We start from the raw sequence: 19,351 nt of genomic DNA, 5'->3' as shown, positions 1-19,351 counted from the left end.
GTCGCACCGGCCACCGACAATGCCGGTGAGAATGGAGCCATGGACGGGGAACTCTTCCCGCGCGAGCGGACCGAGATCGCCCCCGGCGCCGTGCACGTGCCCGACTGGCTCGGGCCCGGGCGCCAGCGGGAGCTGCTCGCCGCCTGCCGCGCCTGGGCGCGGCCGCCCGCAGGCCTGCGCACCGTACGGACTCCCGGCGGCGGGACGATGACCGCCCGCCAGGTGTGCCTCGGGCTGCACTGGTATCCGTACGGGTACGCCCGCACCGCCGTGGACGGCGACGGGGCCCCGGTCAAGCCGATGCCCGGCTGGCTCGCGGAGCTGGGGCGCGAGGCGGTGGCGGCGGCGTACGGGAACGACGATGCGGCAGCGGTAGCGCCGACGGCCGCGGCTGCGGCTCCGTACGCGTACGACATCGCACTGATCAACTTCTACGACGGCGACTCCCGCATGGGCATGCACCGGGACGCCGAGGAGAAGTCGGGGGCTCCGGTGGTCTCCCTCAGCCTCGGCGATACGTGCGTGTTCCGCTTCGGCAACACCGACTCGCGCGGCCGCCCGTACCAGGACGTCCGGCTGCGCAGCGGCGATCTGTTCGTCTTCGGCGGCCCGGCCCGGCTGGCCCATCACGGGGTGCCGAAGGTCCTGCCCGGCACCGCCCCGCCCGGGCTCGGGCTGACCGGGCGGCTGAACATCACCCTGCGGGTCGGTGGCCTCGGGGCGGCCCCCGACTGATCGTCGGCGCCGCGCACACCGCCGATCATGCGAGGATCGCTCTCATGAACGGCAACGGGGCCCCGCCGCGGGTGGGGGATGTGACCGCGGTGTCCGCGCTGTCCGCGGCGTCTTCCGCGTCGGCGGCCGAATCCGCGTCTTCGGGACCGTCTTCGGCCGGGTCCGCGGCTGCGTCTTCGGCGAGGACCAAGCTGGAGCGGGGCCGCGGCGCCCTCGGCCCGGCGCTGGAGCTCGTCCACACGGGCCGGGCCCCGACCCGCGCCGTCCTGACCGCCGAGCTCGGTGTCACCCGCGCCACGGCCGGGGCGGTCGCCGCCGAGCTGGAGGCGCTGGGCCTGATCCGCGTCGACTCCCGCCCGGGCGGCGCCGGAGGCACCCAGGGTCGCCCCTCGCACCGGCTCTCCATCGACGAGAACGGCCCCGTGGCGCTGGCGGCGCAGGTTCACTCCGACGGGTTCCGGGCCGCGCTGGTGGGCCTCGGCGGCCGGATCGTGGCCACCGCTCCCGGCAAGGTCACCGTCTCCGCGGATCCGGCCCAGGTGCTCGGCGAGGTCGTCGAGGCGGGCGCGGCCCTGCTCGCCGAGACGGGCCGCCGCTGCATCGGCGCGGGGCTCGCGGTGCCGTCGGCGGTCGCCGAGCCGGAAGGTACGGCGCTGAACCCGCTGCACCTGGCCTGGCCGGCCGGGGCTCCCGTACGGGCCATCTTCACGCAGTGCGTGAAGGCGGCCGGGATCGAGGGCCCGGCCCTGACCGGGAACGACGTCAACCTCGCCGCGCTCGCCGAGCACCGGCACGGCGCGGGCCGCAGCGCCCAGCACCTGCTGTGCGTGGCCACCGGCCACCGCGGGGTGGGCGGCGCTCTCGTACTGGACGGGCGCCTGCACAGCGGGAGTTCGGGGCTGGCCCTGGAGGTCGGCCACCTCACGGTGAACCCGGAGGGCCGGCCCTGCCACTGCGGCAGCCGCGGCTGCCTGGACGTGGAAGCCGATCCACTGGCCTTCCTGACCGCGGCGGGCCGCACCCCGGGCCCGGAGGTGTCGCTGCTCCAGCAGGCCCGCGACCTGCTGGGCGAGGAGTACGCGCAGCCGGCGGTACGGGCGGCCGCCGAGGAGCTCATCGACCGGCTGGGCCTGGGCCTCGCGGGGCTGGTCAACATCCTGAACCCGGACCGGATCATCCTGGGCGGGCTGCACCGGGAGCTCCTGAACGCGGACCCGGAGCGGCTGCGCGCGGTGGTCGCGGACCGCAGCCTGTGGGGCCGCAGCGGGGGAGTACCGATCCTGCCCTGCACCCTGGACCACAACAGCCTGGTGGGCGCCGCTGAGCTGGCCTGGCAGCCGGTCCTGGACGACCCGCTGGGCACGCTGGGGGCAGTGGCTTAGGCACCCCGCGGACCACGCCCCGGCGCCGGGCGGGGCCCGCCGCCGGGGCGTGGTCCGCGGGGTGTGGCGGCGGAACCCCTACCCGGGCCTTGCGCCGACCGAGGCCGCCACCGGCACGGCTGCCGGGAGGGCGCTCGGGTCCACCGCGACCACCACCGCCGGCGCGGGCTCCCGTACGGGCTTGGAGCCGCTGCCGACCGGGGCGGCGCGGAGCGAGAACCACACCACCTTGCCGGGGCCGTCGGCCTGGTTCCGCGCCCCCCAGGCCTCGCTGACGGCCGCGACCAGCGCGAGCCCGCGCCCGCAGGTCTCCAGCGCGTCAGCGGCCGCCTCCCGCAGGACGGGAAGCCGCGGATCGCTGTCGTACACCGAGACGGTGAGCCGCCCCAGCCGCAGCTCGATCTCGACCGTGCAGGTCTTGTCCGGCTGCGCATGGCGGTGGACGTTGCTGAGCAGCTCCGTCACGCCGAGCGCAGCCCGGTCTATGAGCGGATCGAGCTGCCAATGGCGCAATTGCGCTGAAACGATCCTTCGGATCTGTCCGATCCGGGACGGCAAGGCCTGCAGTTCGACCACGCAGTGCCTGCGGGAATGACTGATCACGGCTGCGACTCCCCGACATGAGTGTTACGGGTGCTGCACCCTCAGTAATGCTCCACCAGGGTCACCCACGGTGCCCGTGTATGCAACCGAACGCGATCGAAAGCGATCCGCATGGATACTCAAAGTGACTGTTTGTGCAGGTGAGGGAGGTACATTGCGAAAGCAGGGGGCGAAAGAACGCACGAAGGAGCAAGGCGCATGAGCACCACCCGTACCTCCGGTACGACGGCTACGACAATCGACGTCGACCGTAGCGACGCGGACTACCGCGCCTGGCTGAAGGAGGCCGTCCGCAAGGTTCAGGCCGATGCCAACCGCTCCGCCGACACCCACCTGCTGCGCTTCCCGCTCCCCGAGGAATGGGGCATCGACCTCTACCTCAAGGACGAGTCCACGCACCCGACCGGCTCCCTCAAGCACCGCCTCGCGCGCTCGCTCTTCCTCTACGCGCTGTGCAACGGCTGGATCCGCCCCGGACGCCCGGTCATCGAGGCCTCGTCCGGCTCGACCGCCGTCTCCGAGGCGTACTTCGCGAAGCTGATCGGCGTCCCGTTCATCGCCGTCATGCCGCGTACGACCAGCCCGGAGAAGTGCCGGCTGATCGAATTCCACGGCGGCGAATGCCACTTCGTGGACGACTCGATGAAGATGTACGAGGAGTCCGCGGAGCTCGCCGCCCGCACGGGCGGGCACTACATGGACCAGTTCACGTACGCGGAGCGCGCGACGGACTGGCGCGGCAACAACAACATCGCGGAATCGATGTACCAGCAGCTGCGGTTGGAGCGTTACCCCGAGCCGGCGTGGATCGTGGCGACGGCGGGTACGGGCGGTACGTCCGCGACCATCGCGCGCTACGTGCACTACATGCAGCACGACACCCGGGTGTGCGTCCCGGACCCGGAGAACTCCTGCTTCTTCGACGGCTGGACCAACAACGACCCGCACGCGAGCAGCGATTGCGGGTCGCGCATCGAGGGCATCGGGCGGCCGCGGATGGAGCCGAGCTTCGTGCCCGGAGCCATAGACCGCATGATGAAGGTCCCCGACGCGGCGAGCGTCGCGGCCTGCCGCGCCCTCGAACAGGCCATCGGCCGCAAGGCGGGCGGCTCGACCGGGACGGGCGTGTGGAGCGCGCTGAAGATCATCTCGGAGATGGTCGCCGAGGGCCGCAAGGGCAGCGTGGTCACCCTGCTGTGCGACCCGGGCGACCGCTACCTGGACAAGTACTACTCGGACGAGTGGCTGGCCGCGCAGGGCCTGGACATCGCCCCGTACACGCAGACCCTCGAAACCCTGCTGGCGACCGGCGTCTGGCGTGAGCCGACGGCCTGACCGGCCGGGCCGGGCCCCCGGCCCGAACTCCGTGTCACTGACCGGCGGCCGGGCGCTGGGACGTCAGGCGGGCGTCCAGTGCGCGGACCGCGGACCGGAACGACTGCCCCAGGAGCGGACGCGCTGCGGTGAGGGCGAGCCGGAGCGGCGCCGGTCCGTCCACCGCGAACGTCCAGCGGACGAGGGTGCCGGAGCAAGGGTCGGCCGGGGTGAGCCGCCACTCCTCCAACAGGGCGCGGATCCCGGGGGCGTTGGTCTCGTCGACCCGGTACGCGTAACGCCGCTCCGGATCCGCCGCCATGATCGTCTCCTCGAAGCGGGTCCCGCCGACCAGCCGGACCTCCCGGCCCGCGCCGCCGTGCGTCGGCCGGGCCAGGGTCACCGCCCCGAACCATTGCGACCACCCCTCGACGTCCTCGGCCAGGGCCCGGTACACGGCATCGGGCCCCGCCGTCGTCCGTGCGGCGAAGCGCAGCCGGGTCGGGGCGTCCTCGATGAAGTCCAGCCCCACCGGGCGGAGTCGGCGAGCCATGGCGGTCCCTCCTGGGGGTGCGCAGTGGAACGTGCGTCCGCGTACCTTAGCTGCCGGACCGTCAGATGTCCGCCGCCCGTACGCCGCTACGCGGGCCCGCGTAGGAGGCCCCGGTACGAGGCCCCGGCCGCGAAGGTCACCCGGACACCCCCTAGGCAGGGGGTGCGGGGCGCGGGATGCTGGAGGTGCGCTGAACCCCGCCCCGCGAGCGGAGGCCGTCGTGCCGGACAACCCCCAGCCCCCGCAGCCCCTGCATCCCCTGGCCCTCGAACTCCTCACACCCCCACGCCCCCTGGCCCTCGAACTCCGCGTGCACGGAGTCCACGGCGCACCCCCGGAGGAACTGCTCGGTGATCCGCGCACCGTGCGGATCACCGGGGACTCCACCGCCGCCGTGTTCCGGCGCGCCGCGGACGTCGACGCCGAGGCCCACCCCGAGTGGTACGCCGGCCGGCCCGTGGTCGAGGCCTACTGCTGGTCCCGGCTCACCTCCGGCAACGGCTCCCGCGCCCTGTGGCTGCTGCTCCTGCCCTTCATGGTGGTCAACCTCGCGCACTGGGCCCGGCCGGCCGCGCCCGCCACCGGTCCGGCCCCGCGCGCGGTGCGCACGTACGGGGTCCTCGTACGGGTCCTCGCGCTCAGCCTCACCCTGCTGCTGATCGCGGCCGCCTGCGAGGTCGCGCTCGATCTCCTCGCCTGGCAGTGCGCGGGCTCCGGCGCCTGCACCGGCTCCCGGTCCTGGCTCGGTTTCCTGGAGCCGGGCGGCTGGTGGGGCCAGCCGGGGCGGCGGCTCGCGCTCGGCGCGCTGGTCCCGGCCGCGCTGACGGGGCTGCTGTGGTACCTGTCGAACCGTACGTGGAGCGCGTACGAGTCCCAGCCCCCGCCGGCGGAGACCGTCGTCCTCGCCGCCGAGCCGGACGGTACGCCCGCGCTCGGCCGGCCCGGATTCTGGTACGGGCGGCGCATCGTGGCCCGGCTGCGCGCCGCGCACACCGCCGCCGGGCTGCTGATCGTCGCGGCCGCCGTCGCCGCGCCCACCGCCCGCTACGACCGCCGTGCCGGCGGCGGCCCCGTACTCGAAGCCCTCGGCTGGGCGGTGGAGGCGGCGCTCGCCGCCGGGGCCGTTGCCGTCGCCTGGGTCGTCTGCCGGCGCGGCCGCACCGAGGACCGGGCCGACCACCGCCTCGACCGGGCCGCCGTCACCCTGCTGCCCGGCTCCGCCCTCGCGCTGCTCGCCGCCGTACTGCTCTACGCCGGCTGGTCGCGCCCCGGGTGGACCTCCACCGGGCGGCTCCCCGGCGACTTCGCGTTCGGCGTGCTCATGCTCGGGCAGGGGTGCTGCGTCCTGCTGCTCGCCGCCGTCGCCGTCCGCCTGTACCGGCTGGCCCCCGACCCGGCGACCGCCCTGTACGGGCTCGGCGGTCCCGGCATCGCCATGCTCGGCTGCGCCCTCGGCGGGGTGATGTCCGGCGGGGTCGCCCAGCGGGTCGCCGACTGGCTGGACGGCGGGGCCTCCCCCTCGTCGGCCGGGGCACCGGTGCCCGCGCCGCCTGTGCTGCTGTCCTGGCAGGCGGCCGTGCTGCCCCCGCTGCTCCTCGTACTGGCGCTGCTCGCGGCCTGGTTCGCCGTACGGGGGGTCCTCGCGCGGCGCCGGCTCGCCGCCGGGGTGGCCGCCGAGTACCCCGGGGAGCCGCCCGACGAGAACCGCAGCCGCCGGATCGCCGGAGCCCGGGCCGCCGCCGCGCTCACCGACTCCGCGCCCTGGTTCGTGGCCGCGGTCTCCGGGATCACCCTGCTGCTCGGCGGGGGCGCCCTCGCCGGGGCCTGGCTCAGCGGGCAGGTCCCGGGTGAGGCGGCCCGCGGCGCCCACCCGCTGCTGGAGACCGCCGCCCGCGCGGCGCAGGACGCCGGGTCCTGGCTGATAGGCCTCGGCATCGCCGCGTTCGTCGCCTGGGGCCGCCGCGCCTACCGGGACCCCGCCGCCCGCCGCACCATAGGCGTGCTGTGGGACGTCGGCACCTTCTGGCCGCGCGCCGCCCATCCGTTCGCACCGCCCTGCTACGCCGAGCGCGCCGTCCCCGACCTGACGTGGCGGATGACCGGCTGGACCGGCCGCACCGGCGGCCGCCTGGTCATCTCCGGCCACTCACAGGGCAGTGTCCTCGCGGCCGCCGCCGTCTGGCAGCTGCCGCCGCAGGTCCGCCGCCGGGTCGCGCTGCTCACGTACGGCTCCCCGCTCCGGCGGCTCTACGGGCGCTGGTTCCCGGCGTACTTCGGCCAGGGCCCGATCGCCGCGCTGCACGCCGACATCGACTGCTGGCGCAACCTCTGGCGCGCCACGGACCCGATCGGCGGCCCCGTCCTCCCACCGGCCGGCACCACCCCGCCAGGCCCAGCTGCCCCACCGGCCCCGGGCCCCGCCGACTCCGTCGACCGGGGGCCGCTGGCCGATCCGCTCGCGTATGGGCGCAGCGCCCGCTACCCGCTGCCCGCGCCGATCCTCGGCCATTTCGACTACCAGGCCGACCCGGCCTTCGCCACCGAGCGCGACGCCCTCCTGGCGCGGCTGGCCGGACCGGCCCGCCTTGCCCGGTTCCGGCGGACCGGGCAAGGCAACGCACCGGCCGCACACTCCGCAGGCGCAGTACCGGCCCCACCCGTCACACCGGATCCGGCCACCCCGGCCGTGCCCGGCCCCAGGGTCAACAAGGCGTCGACAGCACCGGAAGGGTCGGAAGTGTCGGAAGTGTCGGGAGATCCTCCGGGAACAGGAGGGTGAGCTCGTCCGTGCCCGGGTCCGAGAGCTGCGCCACCCGGCCCGCATGGCGCTCGACCATCGACTCGAAGGTCTGCCGCGCCGTGCGGCCGTTGCCGAAGGCCGGCCCCTTCGGCAGCTCCGTGAAGTACGCCAGCAGCGCCTTCGCGGTGCCCTCCCCGAGCCGGTACTCGTGCTCCTCCGCCTGCTGTTCCACGATCCGCAGCAGCTCCTCCGCCCCGTAGTCCCCGAACGTGATGGTCCGCGAGAACCGCGAGGCCACACCCGGATTGACGGTCAGGAACCGGTCCATCTCCGCCGTGTACCCGGCGACGATCACCACGACCGCGTCCCGGTGGTCCTCCATCAGCTTCACCAGGGTGTCGATCGCCTCGCGCCCGAAGTCCCGCCCGGAGTCCTCCGGAGCCAGCGCGTACGCCTCGTCGATGAACAGCACCCCGCCGCGCGCCCGGTCGAACGCCTCCTGGGTACGGATCGCCGTGGAACCGATGTGCTCGCCGACGAGGTCCACCCGGGAGACCTCGACCAGGTGGCCGCGCTCCAGGACACCGAGGGAGGCCAGGATCTCCCCGTAGAGCCGGGCCACCGTCGTCTTGCCCGTGCCGGGGTTGCCGGTGAACACCAGATGGCGGCGTACCGAGGCGGCCTTGAGGCCTGCCTGCTGCCGCCGCCGGCCCACTTCGATCATGTCGGTGAGCGCCCGCACCTCGCGCTTGACGCTGTCCAGGCCCACCAGCCCGTCGAGCTGCCCCAGCACCTCGCCGGAGCCGCGCGCCGCCCCCGGCGACTCCCGGTCCGCCTCCGCCACGCCGCGCGGGGTCGGCACCTGAGCCGCCTCCACCGCCGGGCCCCGGACCGCGCCGACCGTACGGATCCCCGCGCGCTCACCGGCCGGAGCCCCGGTCCCGGCTCCCGCCGACTGGGCGGCGAGCCGTGATCCGGACTCGTCGCTGGTGCAGTCCTCGGCGACCGGGCCGTCCTCCGCGAACTCGTAACCCCCGCGCGCGCAGCGCTCGGTGTGGCAGCGGGTCAGCGTGGTGCGGCAGCCGTCGATGACGTGGAAGCCGAAGCCGGAACTGCCCGTCACCCGGCAGGACTGGAAGCTGCCGCGGCCGCCCGCCGACACGTAGAACCCCGACTCGGAGGGGGAACTGACCGTGCACCGCTCCAGCGCGGGATCGGCCCCCTTGGTGACGATCACCCCCGTCTGGACCGCGTCGATCGTGCAGTTGGCGAGGGTGCCGCCGCTGCCGTGGTCGCGGAACCAGGCCCCGGTCGCCGCCTCCCGGATCCTGCAGTCGTCGACCTGCGCGGTGGCCCCGTCGCTCACCGAGACGGCCGTGTTGCGCACCTGGGAGAGATCGCTGTCGACCACGTCGGCGCGCGAGCCCCGGTCCAGGACGAACACCGCGTCCGGTACGTCGTGCACCCGGCAGGAGCTCAGCGAGGCGGTGGCCCCGTCGCTGATCCACACCGCCGGATAGTCGCCCGTACTGTCGTGGATCTCGCAGGACTCGGCATCCACCCGGGTACCCGGATCCCACACGGACAGGCCGTTGCGGCCGAACCTGCGGACGGTGGTGCGGCTGAGCGTGAGCACGGATCGGGAGCGCAGGTCCACCGCGTTCTCCGGGATGTCGTGGATGTCGCAGCCGGCGATCGTGAGCACCGCGTCCGTGTCGAGGGTGACCCCGTCCGTCGAAGTGCGGTGCACCGAGCAGTCCGTGAGGCGGGCCGCCGCACGCGCGGCGATCTGCACCCCCGTGCCCTTGATCTCGTACACCTCGCAGCCCAGCGCCTCCAGGCCCGAACCCTCGCCGGTGACCGCGATGCCCGCACCCGAGGCGTGGTGGATCCGGCAGCGCTCCAGCCGCGGCCGCCCGCCGCCGCGGACGGAGACCCCGGTCTGCCCGGCGGCCACCACCTCGCACTCCTCGAACACCCCGCCACCGCCGTCCAGTACGGCGATCCCGACGCCCGCCGGGTTCTCCACCGTGCACCGCCGCACCAGGGGCCGGGCCCCGCCGCGCACCTCGATCCCCGCCGCGGACCGGGTGCTGACCCGCAGGTCGATGAGCTCGGGCGAGCCCTCCTCGACCAGCAGCGCGGGCGCCGCCCGGTCCTGCCCCTCCAGGTGCAGGTCCTGGACCACGGCCGAGGCGCGCACCGTCAGCGCGACCCCGTCGAGCGGGGCGATCCGTACCGACCCCACCGAGCCCTCCGGCCCGCGCAGGGTCACGGCATGGTCGAGCACCAGGTTCTCCCGGTAGGTGCCGGGAGCGATGGACAGCACATCCCCGTCGCCCGCGACGGCGAGCGCGGCGGCCAGCGTCGGATACTCACCGGAGCGGCGCCGCCACCGCGAAGACCCGCCGTGCGTCACCTGGACCGTGCCCTGTGCCATGGTGCTGTCGTGCCCCCGCCCTCGTGCTCGTGCCATCGAAGCCACTGAAACCACCGCCGCCGCCCACCGCCTTGGCGGCGACCGACTTCGGCCGCTCCACCGTAGCGCGCGCGGAGCCGGTGAGATGCCAGGTCAGCTGCCCGCGCCCGCCCGGCCCCAGTCCGGTCCCGCCGCCGCCCACGCGCGGTCCAGCCGTATGTACCGACGATGCATGAGCCTTCGTACGACGAGGCGGCGGACCGTCTCCACCAGCGCGGCCGCGCCGATCGCGGCGGCCAGGCCCACCACCGCCGCGTGGGCGCTCGCCAAAGACGCGTCGAGGGGACGCCCCACGAGCCGGCCCTGCGTATCGGTCCATATCCGGAACCGGTCGCCCGCCTGCGGCGGTTCCTCCGCGGCCGGCACCGTGCCCTGGTGGCTGCTGCCGTCGGGCGCCGTCCAGGACGCCACGATCTGCGTGCGCTGCGGGGTCTGCCGCTGCGCCGACGGATCGGCCTCCGTCCCCGCGGGCGGCTCCACGGCCGGCCGGACCACCACCGCCGGGACGAGGTACCGCTCCTGCCGCTGTTCGCGCGCGGCCCGCTGCAGCGTGCCGTCCACCTCCAGGCCCGCGACCGTGCCGACGGCCGGAGCCACCAGCAGGACGCACACCAGTGCGGCGAACGCCACCCATGCCTCGAAGAGATCAGTCGGCCGGCGCAGTGGATTGCGCCGCCAACGCCACACACCCGTTGCTGTCCACACGGTCCGGCACCCCCTTTGCCTCCGTCTGCCTGCGGTCCAAGCCTCCCGCACCCCCGGGCAAGGCGCATTCCGGGACGCGCGGCAGCCGTGTCACCCGATCCGGTGCATGAAGTCCCGGAAGCGAGGGCTCAGCCGCAGCCGTAGCCACAGTCGTAGCCGAGCTTGCTTCCGCACCTTCCTGTCACAGCCGTCGAATGCACCAACGGTCCGCTCACGGTGCTTGGTTCCAGCGTTCCCCCACAGCCCCTCGAAGGTGTCATTCCGAGGGGTCGCCGCCGCCCCGCTCACTCCAGGACGCGGACCTCGTCGCCCACCCGCACCGTCCCCGTCCGCACCGGCACCAGCTGCCGCCCGAAGGCCAGCGACTTGCCGATCCGCCGGTGCCGGGCGAGGGTCTTGAGGGGCTCCTTGCCCCGCTGCGCCGTCGCCTGGTCGGTGGTCGTGACGATGCACCGCCCGCACTCCCGGGCCCCGCGGAAGACGGCGTCACCGATCGCTATGCGCCGCCAGCCGTCCTCGGCCCACGCCTCGGCGCCGGCGACCACCACATTGGGGCGGAAACGGTTCATCGGAAGCGGACCCTCCTCGGGATGGTCCCCCTGTGCGATCAGCGAGTTGAGCGCGTCCAGCGATGCGAGGGTCGTGAGCAGCACCGGATAGCCGTCGGCGAGGCTCACCGTCTCGCCCGGCAGCGCGTACTGCGGGTCGACGGGCCGCCGTACGGCAGGGTCGTCCATGTGCACCAGCCGCGCCGGCACCCCCAGGTAGGCGCTGAACCAGTCGGCCGCGGCGCTCGCCGCGACCACGGTCTCGATCTTCTTGCCGAACAGGGTGACGGGCTCCAGCGGACCCGGCTCCGGCACCTCCACGGCCAGCTCGGCCATGCCCGGCGCCGACAGGGCGACCGCGCCGCCCCCCAGCGGACGCGCCGCAGCCAACGCCAGCCGGGGCTGCTGGCGTTGGGTGATGACCGTGCCCTCGGTGTCGACCAGTGCCCACCGCCGGTCCCCGGACAGACCCCAGGGCTCCACGGCCATCTCGTCGGGAGCTGTCCCCGCTACCGACTTGACGGGATGGATGTGGAGCGCCTGGACGTACAAGTTCGACATGGGAGCATCCTGCCAGGAGCCCCCGCGCCCGCCCCAGTGAGCGTCCCCGGATCTGTCAGTACCGGATCCGTCAGTAGCCGCGCCCCTGGTACGGGCGGCCGTACGGGTCCTCGTACGAGGCGGCCGGAACCGGAGCCGGAACCTGCATCGGGCGCGGTGCGGCCGGACGCATCGCCTCGTACCCGGTGCCCGTGGCCACCGGCCGGGGCTGCTGCGGCTGGGCCTGCTGCATGTAGCCCGCGCGGGCCACGGCCGGCTGCTGCTGCGGGATGTACGGAGCGGGCGCCTGCTGCAGGGGCATCGGTGCGGGTGCCTGCTGCTGGTACGGGTACCCGTACGCCGGGGCTTGCTGCTGCGGCATGGCCGGGGGCAGCGCGGCCGGCAGGGCGGGCAGCGACGAGGCGAGGGCAGGGAGGTACCCGCCGCTCGAATAGCCGGAGCTCGGGGAGTCGTACGCGGCCGGAACGCGGATCGGGGCGATCTGCGGGGTGCCGCGTTCGGCGACGAGGGAGTCGTAGATGGGGGTGTCCGGGAAGGAGGGCGCGGAGTAGTAACCGCCGCCATAAGTGGAGCGGGGGGAGGTCATGGGACCTAAGTTAAGCCCACGACTTCACCGGGTCCATAGCGAGGTGTGACGAACACCGCGCTGACCTGCATATTCCCAGGTCAGAGCCACACCCTTCACTTCCTGTTCACGTGCACGATTTCGCCACTTCCGCCCCGGGTTGCTCCTACTCGTACTCACCGGTTGGCTGTTGCACCGACTTGCCACTGACGCAGCGTCACAATGCGATGACCTGGGATGACATCGGCAACGGGGAGGGCCGGGGGGTGGTTTTCCGTTTCAGGCGTCACTCGGGCGGGCATAGGTTCGGCCCTTCCACGCGGAGCCGCGGCCCCGGTAGTGCTGAACGGCGGAGTCGACGGTCATCAGGAGGTACAGGAGGGCCGTGAGCGGAAGGAGTGGCGCGAGTGCTGCGGGCTGCCGGTAATAGCGCAGCATCGGCAGATAGGTGCCCGCCATCAGCAGCCAGGCGAGCCCGCCCGCCCACGCGGTGGCGGCGTGCCCGGTCGCCAGTCCCGCGAGGAGGGCGGCCGGGGGGACGAGGTAGACGAGCACGAGCCCGGCCACCGTCCCGGCCAGCAGCAGCGGCTGGTGGCGCAGTTGCGCGTACGCGCTGCGCGAGACCATCCGCCACAGGTCCCCGAGCCCGGCGTACGGGCGCACGCTGTCCACCCGCTCCGCGAGTCCCAGCCAGATCCGGCCGCCCGAGCGGCGGACGGCGCGGGCGAGGGAGACGTCGTCGATGACGGCGTGCCGGATCGAATCCGGCACGCCCGCCCGTACGGCGGCCTCGGTGCGCAGCAGGACGCAGCCGCCGGCCGCGGCGGCGGTCCGCCCGGTCGGCCGGTTGATCCGGCGGAAGGGGTAGAGCTGCGCGAAGAAGTAGACGAAGGCCGGTACGACGAGCCGCTCCCAGGGGCTGACGGCACGCAGGCGGGCCATCTGTGAGACGAGGTCGAGCTCGGCGGTGGTCGCGGCCGCGACCAGCTCGCGGAGGCTGTCGGGCTCGTGCGCGATGTCGGCGTCGGTGAGCAGGAGGTACTCGGGCTCGGCGGCGTGGGCGGTCCGGGCGAGCGCGATCCCGTGGCGCAGCGCCCACAGCTTCCCGGTCCAGCCGGGTTCCGGCTCGCCGGGGGAGGTCAGGGTGAGGGGCAGTCCGGGGTGCTCCCCGGCCAGCCGCAGGGCGAGGTCGCCGGTGCCGTCGGTACTGCCGTCGTCGACCAGGATGACCTCGGCTTCGCCGGGATAGTCCTGGGCGATGAGCGAGGGAAGGCTGCACGGCAGCACCTCGGCCTCGTCCCGGGCCGGGACCACGATGGCGACGGACGGCCACCGGCCGGGGGCGCCACGCGGCGGGAGCCGCACGTCGGTCCGCCAGAACATGCCCTGGGCGAAGGTGAGCCAGATCCAGGTGGCGAGGGAGGCGCAGGCGGCGCAGAGAAGGCCCATGCGGGCAGTGTGCCGAAGACGGAGGGGGGTGTCGTGGATTTGGCCGAGGCGAGGCGAGGCGAGGCGAGGCGGGGCGGGGCGTGGCGGTGGGGCGGGCGCGGGGTCCGTCGGGTCGGGGTCGGCGGACCTCGGGGGCGGGCTTCCATTAAGGTGACGAGGTGAAGATCGCCCTCATGGACTCCGGGATCGGCCTCCTCGCGGCGGCTGCCGCAATGCGGCGGCTGCGGCCCGACGTCGATCTGGTCCTCTCCTCCGACCCCGCCGGCATGCCCTGGGGGCCTCGTACGCCCGCCGATCTGACCGGACGGGCCCTCGGTGTGGCCCGGGCCGCCGCCGGGCACCGGCCGGATGCCCTGATCGTGGCCTGCAACACCGCCACCGTGCACGCCCTGCCCGCCCTCCGGGCCGAGCTCGAACCCGGGATCCCGGTGATCGGTACCGTGCCGGCGATCAAGCCCGCCGCCGCACCGGGCGGGCGCGTGGCCATCTGGGCCACCCCCGCCACCACCGGCAGCCCCTACCAGCGCGGACTGATCCGTGACTTCGCCACCGGGGCCCGGGTCACCGAGGTGCCCTGCCCGGGACTCGCCGACGCCGTCGAGGCGGGGGACGACAGCGCCGTCGCGGCGACGGTTGCCGCGGCCGCCGCGCTGACCCCGGCCGACGTCACCGACGTCGTCCTCGGCTGCACGCACTACGAGCTCGTCGAGACGCCCATCCGGGCCGCCCTGGCCGAGCGGACCGGCGGCGCCGAGCTTCGCTACCACGGCTCCGCCGAGGCCGTCGCCGTACAGGCGCTGCGCCGTCTCGGCGCCCTCCCCGAACCGGGCCTGCCGCGTACCGGAACCCTGACCGTCCTGCTCAGCGGGGAGGAGGGCGCGCTCCCCGCCGCCGCGCTCGGGTACGCCGAAGGGCGGCTGCTCGCGGGCGAGGGCGCGGCCGTCGGGCGCTGACCCCGCCAGGGGGTGTCCGCAAAGTCCTAGGACTTTGCGGACACCCCCTGGCGCTACGTCCGGCCCGCCAGCGACCGAGCGAGTGCGCGCAGCCCGTCCGCGTCCAGCACCCGGTCCCCGAACCCGGGCAGTGGTACGTGCAGCGGAGCCGTCCACTCCGGCGGGATCGCCGCCTGGCCGTAGCGGGCCCCGGCGAGGGTGCCGGTGACCGCCGCCACCGTGTCGGTGTCCCCGCCCAGGTCCACGGCTGCCCGTACGGCCCCGGCGAACCCGGTGGTCGTCCGCAGCGCCCACACCGCGGAGCCCAGGCAGGGCCACACCGCTCCGTTGAACTCGGTGGCCAGTCCCGGATGCCAGTCGGGGCCGAGGACGACCGCGTACCGGCCGCGGTGCTCCGGGTGCACCGCGTCGAGCACCTCGGGGAGCGCGGCCAGCGGATCGCCCCCGTCGAGCATCACCCGTACGAGCTCGTGCAGTACGGCCGTACCCTCCCAGGCGGCCCGGTCGCCGTGCGTCAGGGCCGCGATCCGCCGGGCGGCGTCCATCGTCCCCGCCCGCCCCTCGGCGGCGAAGTACACGGCCGAGGTGGAGGCCCGCATCAGGGAACCGTTGCCCGCCGCCCGCGCGTTGATCTGGAAGTGCAGTGCGGCGGCCAGGTCCCAGGCGTCGCCGCTCGTCAGCACGTCCTCCGTCTGGAGGCCGATGTCCTTGGGCTCGGCGGCCGCCCAGCGCTGGAACCGCCCGAAGACGTCGGGGAGTTCGAGCCCGCCGTGCTCCAGGAGGGACTCGCCGACCAGGACCGCCATCTGCGTGTCGTCGGTCGCCTCGCCCGGATCCCAGCCGCCGCCCCCGCGCATCTCCCGGCCGCGCGCGGTCAGTTCCCCGGCGGGGCCGAACTCGTAGGGCGCGCCGAGGGCGTCGCCGACGGCCGAGCCCAGAACGGCGCCCACGGCGCGGTCGAGTCGAGCGATCACAATTCCTCCTCGGCGGTTCGGGGCGTGCTCAGGCCAGTACACCGCGTGCGCAAGCATCACCCCGCCCTCGGGGTGGTCGTGAGCGGTCACCTGGGCGACCGGAGCACCTCAGGTTTACTTGAGGTTCAGGTCGGGCAGGCGCGCATACGACGGCGCTCCGACGCGTGCGACGCGTCCGCGCCGAGTGGTCCGGAGGCGGTGCCGCACATGCGGAACGTGAGTACGCTGCTACACATGACGGTTCACCCCCCGGGTCCGCTGTGGACGGGACGGGCCTCCAACCGGGTGCAATGGCTGTTCGCCGCGGCCGGCGCGGCCTGCCTCGCGCTCGGCGTCGGGCTGGCCGTCGACTCGAACTGGACCTCCGGCATCGTCCCGCTGCTGATGTCCGTGATCGGCTGCCTCGCCGTCGGACTGCTGATCCTCTACGGCACGCTCGCCTTCGTCTACGTCGCCGTCACCGTCGACGCGGAGGCCATGGAGGTCCGCTGCGGCCACATCGGGCTGCCGCGCCGCAAGATCCGGCTCGCGGAGGTGGCCTCCGCCGAGTTCGTTCCCCGGATCACCCCCCAGCAGTGGGGCGGCTGGGGCTACCGCTGGCGGCCCGAAAGGGGAACCGCCGTGATCGTCCGGCGCGGCGAGGGAGTGGAGCTGCGGCTCGGCGACGGCAAGGTGTTCACCGTCACCGTCGACGACGCCGAGAACGCGGTCCGCGTCATCCGCACCCACCTGCGCGCACTTGCCCACTGACGGTTCTCCCGCTGCCCGCGGGCGGGCACGTACACTCCGGCAGATGAGCAGCAGTGTCACCGCAGAGCCCGGACCCGGTGTCGACGGAGAAGCGGAACCCGCAACCCCGGCCGCGTCCCCCCGACGGTGGGCGACCGCCTGGCCGGTGCGCGCCGCCCTCGCCGTCGGCTCCGGCGTGCTGCTCTACCTGAGCTTCCCGCCCCGCCCGCTGTGGTGGCTGGCCCCCTTCGCCCTCGCCCTGCTCGGCGCCTGCCTCCGCGGCCGCCGTGCCCGCGCCGGCTTCGGCCTCGGCTTCCTGCACGGCCTGGGCTTCCTGCTGCCGCTGCTCATCTGGACCAGCGAGGGCGTCGGCCCGGTCCCGTGGCTGGCCCTCGCCACCGTCGAAGCCCTCCTGATCGGCCTCACCGGCCTAGGGATCGCCCTCGTCAGCCGGCTCCCCGCCTGGCCCCTGTGGGGCGCGGCCGTCTGGATCGCCGGCGAGGCGCTGCGCGCCCGGGCCCCGTTCGGCGGCTTCCCCTGGGGCAAGCTCGCCTTCGGCCAGGCCGACGGCGTCTTCCTCCCGCTCGCCGCCCTCGGCGGCACCCCGCTGCTCTCGTTCGCCGTGGCCCTGTGCGGATTCGGGCTCTACGAGGCGCTGCGCGTCGGCATCGACACCCGGCGGGCCACCGCCGCGCTGCTCGCCGCGACCGCCGTGGCCGCCCCGCTCGCCGGGGCCCTGGCCGCCCGGCCGCTGGTCTCGGACGCCGCCGAGGAGGGCACGGCGGTGGCCGCCGTCGTCCAGGGCAACGTCCCGCGCGCCGGGTTCGACTTCAACGCCCAGCGCCGCGCGGTCCTCGACAACCACGCCAACCGCACGCTCCAGCTCGCCGCGGACGTCAGGGCCGGCCGGGTCCCGAAGCCCGACTTCGTGGTCTGGCCGGAGAACTCCTCCGACATCGACCCGTACACCCAGCCCGACGCGTACGAGGTCATCGACAACGCGGTCAAGGCGATCGGCGTGCCGGTGGCGATCGGCTCCGTGCTGGCCCCGGAGACCGGGCCGCTGCGCAACACGATGATCTTGTGGGACCCGGTCAAGGGGCCCGTCGACACGTACGACAAGCGCAAGATCCAGCCCTTCGGCGAGCGCATCCCGATGCGGTCCTTCGTCCGGCTCTTCAGCTCGGACGTGGACCGGGTGCAGCGCGACTTCGGCCCCGGCAAGGAGCCGGGCGTCTTCGCCATGGCGGGCAGCGCGGTCGGCATGGTCACCTGCTTCGAGGCGGCCTTCGACGACGCCGTGCGCTCCACGGTCCAGGACGGTGCGCAGGTGATCGCCGTACCGAGCAACAACGCCACGTTCGGCCGCTCGCAGATGACGTACCAGCAGCTCGCGATGGACCGGGTGCGCGCGGTCGAGCACAGCCGGACCGTGCTCGTGCCCGTCACCAGCGGTGTCAGCGCCGTGATCCGCCCCGACGGGGAGATCGTCCGGCAGACGAAGATGTTCACGGCCGATGCGCTCGTCGCAGAGATCCCGCTGCGCTCCACGCAGACCCCGGCCACCCGCTACGGCCCGCTGCCGGAGTACCTGCTGCTCCTGGTCGCCGCGGGCGGCCTCGGCTGGACCCTCGCCCGCCGGGTCCGGTCCCGCCGGACGGCGGCCTGAGGCGGACCCGGGGGACCGCCCCGCCCCGCCCCGCCCCGCACCGCCCCTCCCCGCGCCGGTCGGTGCGCGCGGCCTCGTAGGGTCGGAGGATGACCACACCCGAGTTCATCCGCCAGATCCGCGCCTCCGCCGGGAACCAGCTGCTCCTGCTGCCCGGGGTCACCGCCATCGTCTTCGACGACGAGGGGAGGGTGCTGCTCGGCCGCCGCTCCGACACCGGCCACTGGTCCGTGGTCGGCGGGATCGCGGAGCCGGGGGAGCAGCCCGCGCAGACGGCGGTGCGCGAGGTGTACGAGGAGACGGCGGTGACTTGCGTCCCGGAGCGGGTGGTGCTGGTCCAGATGCTGGAGCCGATCACGTACCCGAACGGCGACGTCTGCCAGTTCCAGGACATCACCTTCCGCTGCCGCGCCACCGGCGGCGAGGCCCGCGTCAACGACGGCGAGTCGCTGGAGGTGGCCTGGTTCGAGGTGGACGCCCTGCCCCCGCTGGAACCCTTCGCGGTGGACCGCATCCACCGCGCCCAGCGCGAGGACCCGACCTGGTTCGCCCCGGTCGCCGGGGTCCGGGCGGAGCAGCGCCGAGTGCCCGAAGGCGGTACTGAGGCTCAGCCGGCGGAGACGGCCGCCTCGCGGTAGAGCTCCAGTGCCTGGTCGTCCATGACGGCGCTGTACGAGACCTCCGGGACCGTGCCGCCGCCCTCGTAGCCGCCGAGGACGCCGGCCAGGGCGCCGTCCGCCAGCCAGGGGCTGCCGCTCGTGCCGCCGCTGAGGTCCGGGCAGTCGATCCGGCGCTGGGTCTCGGAGAACAGGCTCGTGGTGTTCGCGCAGCGCAGCGCGGCCTCGTCGTCGCTGGGGTAGCCGAGGATCGTCACCGTCACGTCGTCCGGCTGCTCGGTGGCCACCGGGAAGCCGCCCACCGCGTCCTCGATGCGCGCCGTGCCGCCGTCCGCCGGGGCGACCGTCGCGAAGGCGACGTCCGCGTCCGGGTCCCTCCCGTCCGTCCAGGTCGGGGCGACGGACACGCCCGTCAGCCTCCACACGCCGTACGGGGCCTTGCCGTCCCGGTAGCCCGGCGCGAACACGGTGGTGTCCGGGTTGTCCAGGCAGTGCGCGGCCGTGGCGATCACATCGCGGTCGTCGCTGTGCACCACGGCCGCGGTGCAGAAGTGCCCGCCGTCGAGGGAGCCCGCGAACAGGGCGCCGACCCGGTTCGCCGTCGGGTCGGACCCGGCTTCGGCGGTGACCCCCAGGGGCGGCACGGCCGCCGCGTCGGGCAGGTCCACGCTCAGCAGCGTGGCCATCGCGGCCAGCGCGAGCAGGATCCGTGACGTCCGCCGGGCGCGGGGGCCGTGGGCCGGTCGGGGAAGCATGCGCGGGATCATGCCCCGAG

Annotated in this window: 17 protein-coding genes; 8 read left to right on the top strand and 9 right to left on the bottom strand. The window is 74.4% G+C overall.

All coding sequences use genetic code 11. The features are described from left to right. Positions 1-39: 39 nt before the first annotated feature. Both OG509_RS06035 and OG509_RS06030 read left to right on the top strand, forming a co-directional pair. Positions 40-735, top strand: coding sequence for an alpha-ketoglutarate-dependent dioxygenase AlkB family protein (locus tag OG509_RS06035; protein ID WP_406180748.1), 696 nt, complete (start codon positions 40-42; stop codon positions 733-735). Positions 736-779: 44 nt separating this feature from the next. Next, positions 780-2,117 (top strand): ROK family protein, encoded by a 1,338-nt coding sequence (locus tag OG509_RS06030; protein ID WP_406180746.1) that lies wholly within the window; start codon positions 780-782, stop codon positions 2,115-2,117. A 78-nt stretch (positions 2,118-2,195) separates the two neighbouring features. Here the strand turns inward: OG509_RS06030 and OG509_RS06025 are convergent, their stop codons facing one another. Next, on the bottom strand, positions 2,196-2,720 hold the full coding sequence (locus tag OG509_RS06025) for an ATP-binding protein (protein ID WP_385573934.1): 525 nt from the start codon (positions 2,718-2,720) through the stop codon (positions 2,196-2,198). A gap of 198 nt (positions 2,721-2,918) precedes the next feature. Between OG509_RS06025 and OG509_RS06020 the strand changes: the two genes are divergently transcribed. Continuing rightward, positions 2,919-4,055, top strand: a complete 1,137-nt coding sequence (locus OG509_RS06020) for a PLP-dependent cysteine synthase family protein (protein ID WP_406180745.1) — start codon at positions 2,919-2,921, stop codon at positions 4,053-4,055. A gap of 34 nt (positions 4,056-4,089) precedes the next feature. On the opposite strand, the gene OG509_RS06015 is transcribed toward OG509_RS06020, so the two are convergent. Further along, complete coding sequence (locus OG509_RS06015) at positions 4,090-4,587, bottom strand: SRPBCC family protein (protein WP_406180744.1); 498 nt, start codon at positions 4,585-4,587, stop codon at positions 4,090-4,092. Between the two features lie 220 nt (positions 4,588-4,807). On the opposite strand from OG509_RS06015, the gene OG509_RS06010 reads away from it, so the two are divergent. Next, positions 4,808-7,366: a hypothetical protein gene (locus tag OG509_RS06010; protein WP_406180742.1), complete on the top strand. Its 2,559-nt coding sequence runs from the start codon at positions 4,808-4,810 to the stop codon at positions 7,364-7,366. On the opposite strand, the gene OG509_RS06005 is transcribed toward OG509_RS06010, so the two are convergent. The 5 genes from OG509_RS06005 to OG509_RS05985 form a co-directional block, all read right to left on the bottom strand. Further along, positions 7,290-9,767 (bottom strand): right-handed parallel beta-helix repeat-containing protein, encoded by a 2,478-nt coding sequence (locus tag OG509_RS06005; RefSeq protein ID WP_406187480.1) that lies wholly within the window; start codon positions 9,765-9,767, stop codon positions 7,290-7,292. The genes OG509_RS06010 and OG509_RS06005 overlap by 77 nt on opposite strands. Before the next feature lie 132 nt (positions 9,768-9,899). Further along, positions 9,900-10,436 (bottom strand): hypothetical protein, encoded by a 537-nt coding sequence (locus tag OG509_RS06000; protein ID WP_406180740.1) that lies wholly within the window; start codon positions 10,434-10,436, stop codon positions 9,900-9,902. Between the two features lie 359 nt (positions 10,437-10,795). Continuing rightward, the gene (locus tag OG509_RS05995) at positions 10,796-11,620 is read right to left on the bottom strand and encodes an MOSC domain-containing protein (protein ID WP_406180738.1); all 825 of its coding nucleotides are present in this window, start codon (positions 11,618-11,620) and stop codon (positions 10,796-10,798) included. Positions 11,621-11,690: 70 nt separating this feature from the next. Further along, positions 11,691-12,206 carry a DUF6643 family protein gene (locus OG509_RS05990; protein ID WP_403739850.1) on the bottom strand — a complete coding sequence of 172 codons (516 nt, stop codon included), beginning with the start codon at positions 12,204-12,206 and terminating at the stop codon, positions 11,691-11,693. A 258-nt stretch (positions 12,207-12,464) separates the two neighbouring features. Further along, positions 12,465-13,634 (bottom strand): glycosyltransferase, encoded by a 1,170-nt coding sequence (locus tag OG509_RS05985; RefSeq protein WP_406180737.1) that lies wholly within the window; start codon positions 13,632-13,634, stop codon positions 12,465-12,467. A 158-nt stretch (positions 13,635-13,792) separates the two neighbouring features. On the opposite strand from OG509_RS05985, the gene OG509_RS05980 reads away from it, so the two are divergent. After that, on the top strand, positions 13,793-14,587 hold the full coding sequence (locus OG509_RS05980; protein WP_406180736.1) for a glutamate racemase: 795 nt from the start codon (positions 13,793-13,795) through the stop codon (positions 14,585-14,587). Positions 14,588-14,640: 53 nt separating this feature from the next. Here OG509_RS05980 and OG509_RS05975 read toward each other — a convergent pair whose 3' ends face one another. Then, the gene (locus OG509_RS05975) at positions 14,641-15,558 is read right to left on the bottom strand and encodes an ADP-ribosylglycohydrolase family protein (RefSeq protein ID WP_406187479.1); all 918 of its coding nucleotides are present in this window, start codon (positions 15,556-15,558) and stop codon (positions 14,641-14,643) included. 237 nt (positions 15,559-15,795) lie between these two features. Here OG509_RS05975 and OG509_RS05970 point away from each other — a divergent pair, with 237 nt between their 5' ends. The 3 genes from OG509_RS05970 (at position 15,796) to OG509_RS05960 (ending at position 18,597) form a co-directional block, all read left to right on the top strand. Then, entirely contained in the window at positions 15,796-16,311 is a 516-nt protein-coding gene (locus OG509_RS05970) for a hypothetical protein (protein ID WP_406180735.1), read from the top strand. A gap of 43 nt (positions 16,312-16,354) precedes the next feature. Continuing rightward, a complete protein-coding gene (gene lnt, locus OG509_RS05965; RefSeq protein WP_406180733.1) occupies positions 16,355-17,959 on the top strand; it encodes an apolipoprotein N-acyltransferase in 1,605 nt (534 codons plus the stop codon). An 89-nt stretch (positions 17,960-18,048) separates the two neighbouring features. Next, entirely contained in the window at positions 18,049-18,597 is a 549-nt protein-coding gene (locus OG509_RS05960; RefSeq protein WP_406180732.1) for an NUDIX hydrolase, read from the top strand. On the opposite strand, the gene OG509_RS05955 is transcribed toward OG509_RS05960, so the two are convergent. Next, entirely contained in the window at positions 18,567-19,331 is a 765-nt protein-coding gene (locus OG509_RS05955) for a trypsin-like serine peptidase (protein ID WP_406180730.1), read from the bottom strand. The genes OG509_RS05960 and OG509_RS05955 overlap by 31 nt on opposite strands. Between the last annotated feature and the right edge of the window lie 20 nt (positions 19,332-19,351).

The sequence above is a fragment of the Streptomyces sp. NBC_01006 genome, from assembly GCF_045162725.1.
Taxonomy (GTDB): Bacteria; Actinomycetota; Actinomycetes; order Streptomycetales; family Streptomycetaceae; genus Streptomyces.
The sequence above is the reverse complement of the archived record's forward strand: the minus strand, read 5'-3'. Positions and strand labels throughout refer to the sequence as shown.

Coding starts and splice junctions, on each gene's coding strand:
- OG509_RS06035 (WP_406180748.1), top strand. CDS start 40: ATGGACGGGGAACTCTTCCCGCGCGAGCGGACCGAGATCGCCCCCGGC.
- OG509_RS06030 (WP_406180746.1), top strand. CDS start 780: ATGAACGGCAACGGGGCCCCGCCGCGGGTGGGGGATGTGACCGCGGTG.
- OG509_RS06020 (WP_406180745.1), top strand. CDS start 2,919: ATGAGCACCACCCGTACCTCCGGTACGACGGCTACGACAATCGACGTC.
- OG509_RS06015 (WP_406180744.1), bottom strand. CDS start 4,587: ATGGCTCGCCGACTCCGCCCGGTGGGGCTGGACTTCATCGAGGACGCC.
- OG509_RS06005 (WP_406187480.1), bottom strand. CDS start 9,767: ATGGCACAGGGCACGGTCCAGGTGACGCACGGCGGGTCTTCGCGGTGG.
- OG509_RS05995 (WP_406180738.1), bottom strand. CDS start 11,620: ATGTCGAACTTGTACGTCCAGGCGCTCCACATCCATCCCGTCAAGTCG.
- OG509_RS05990 (WP_403739850.1), bottom strand. CDS start 12,206: ATGACCTCCCCCCGCTCCACTTATGGCGGCGGTTACTACTCCGCGCCC.
- OG509_RS05985 (WP_406180737.1), bottom strand. CDS start 13,634: ATGGGCCTTCTCTGCGCCGCCTGCGCCTCCCTCGCCACCTGGATCTGG.
- OG509_RS05970 (WP_406180735.1), top strand. CDS start 15,796: ATGACGGTTCACCCCCCGGGTCCGCTGTGGACGGGACGGGCCTCCAAC.
- lnt (WP_406180733.1), top strand. CDS start 16,355: ATGAGCAGCAGTGTCACCGCAGAGCCCGGACCCGGTGTCGACGGAGAA.
- OG509_RS05960 (WP_406180732.1), top strand. CDS start 18,049: ATGACCACACCCGAGTTCATCCGCCAGATCCGCGCCTCCGCCGGGAAC.
- OG509_RS05955 (WP_406180730.1), bottom strand. CDS start 19,331: ATGCTTCCCCGACCGGCCCACGGCCCCCGCGCCCGGCGGACGTCACGG.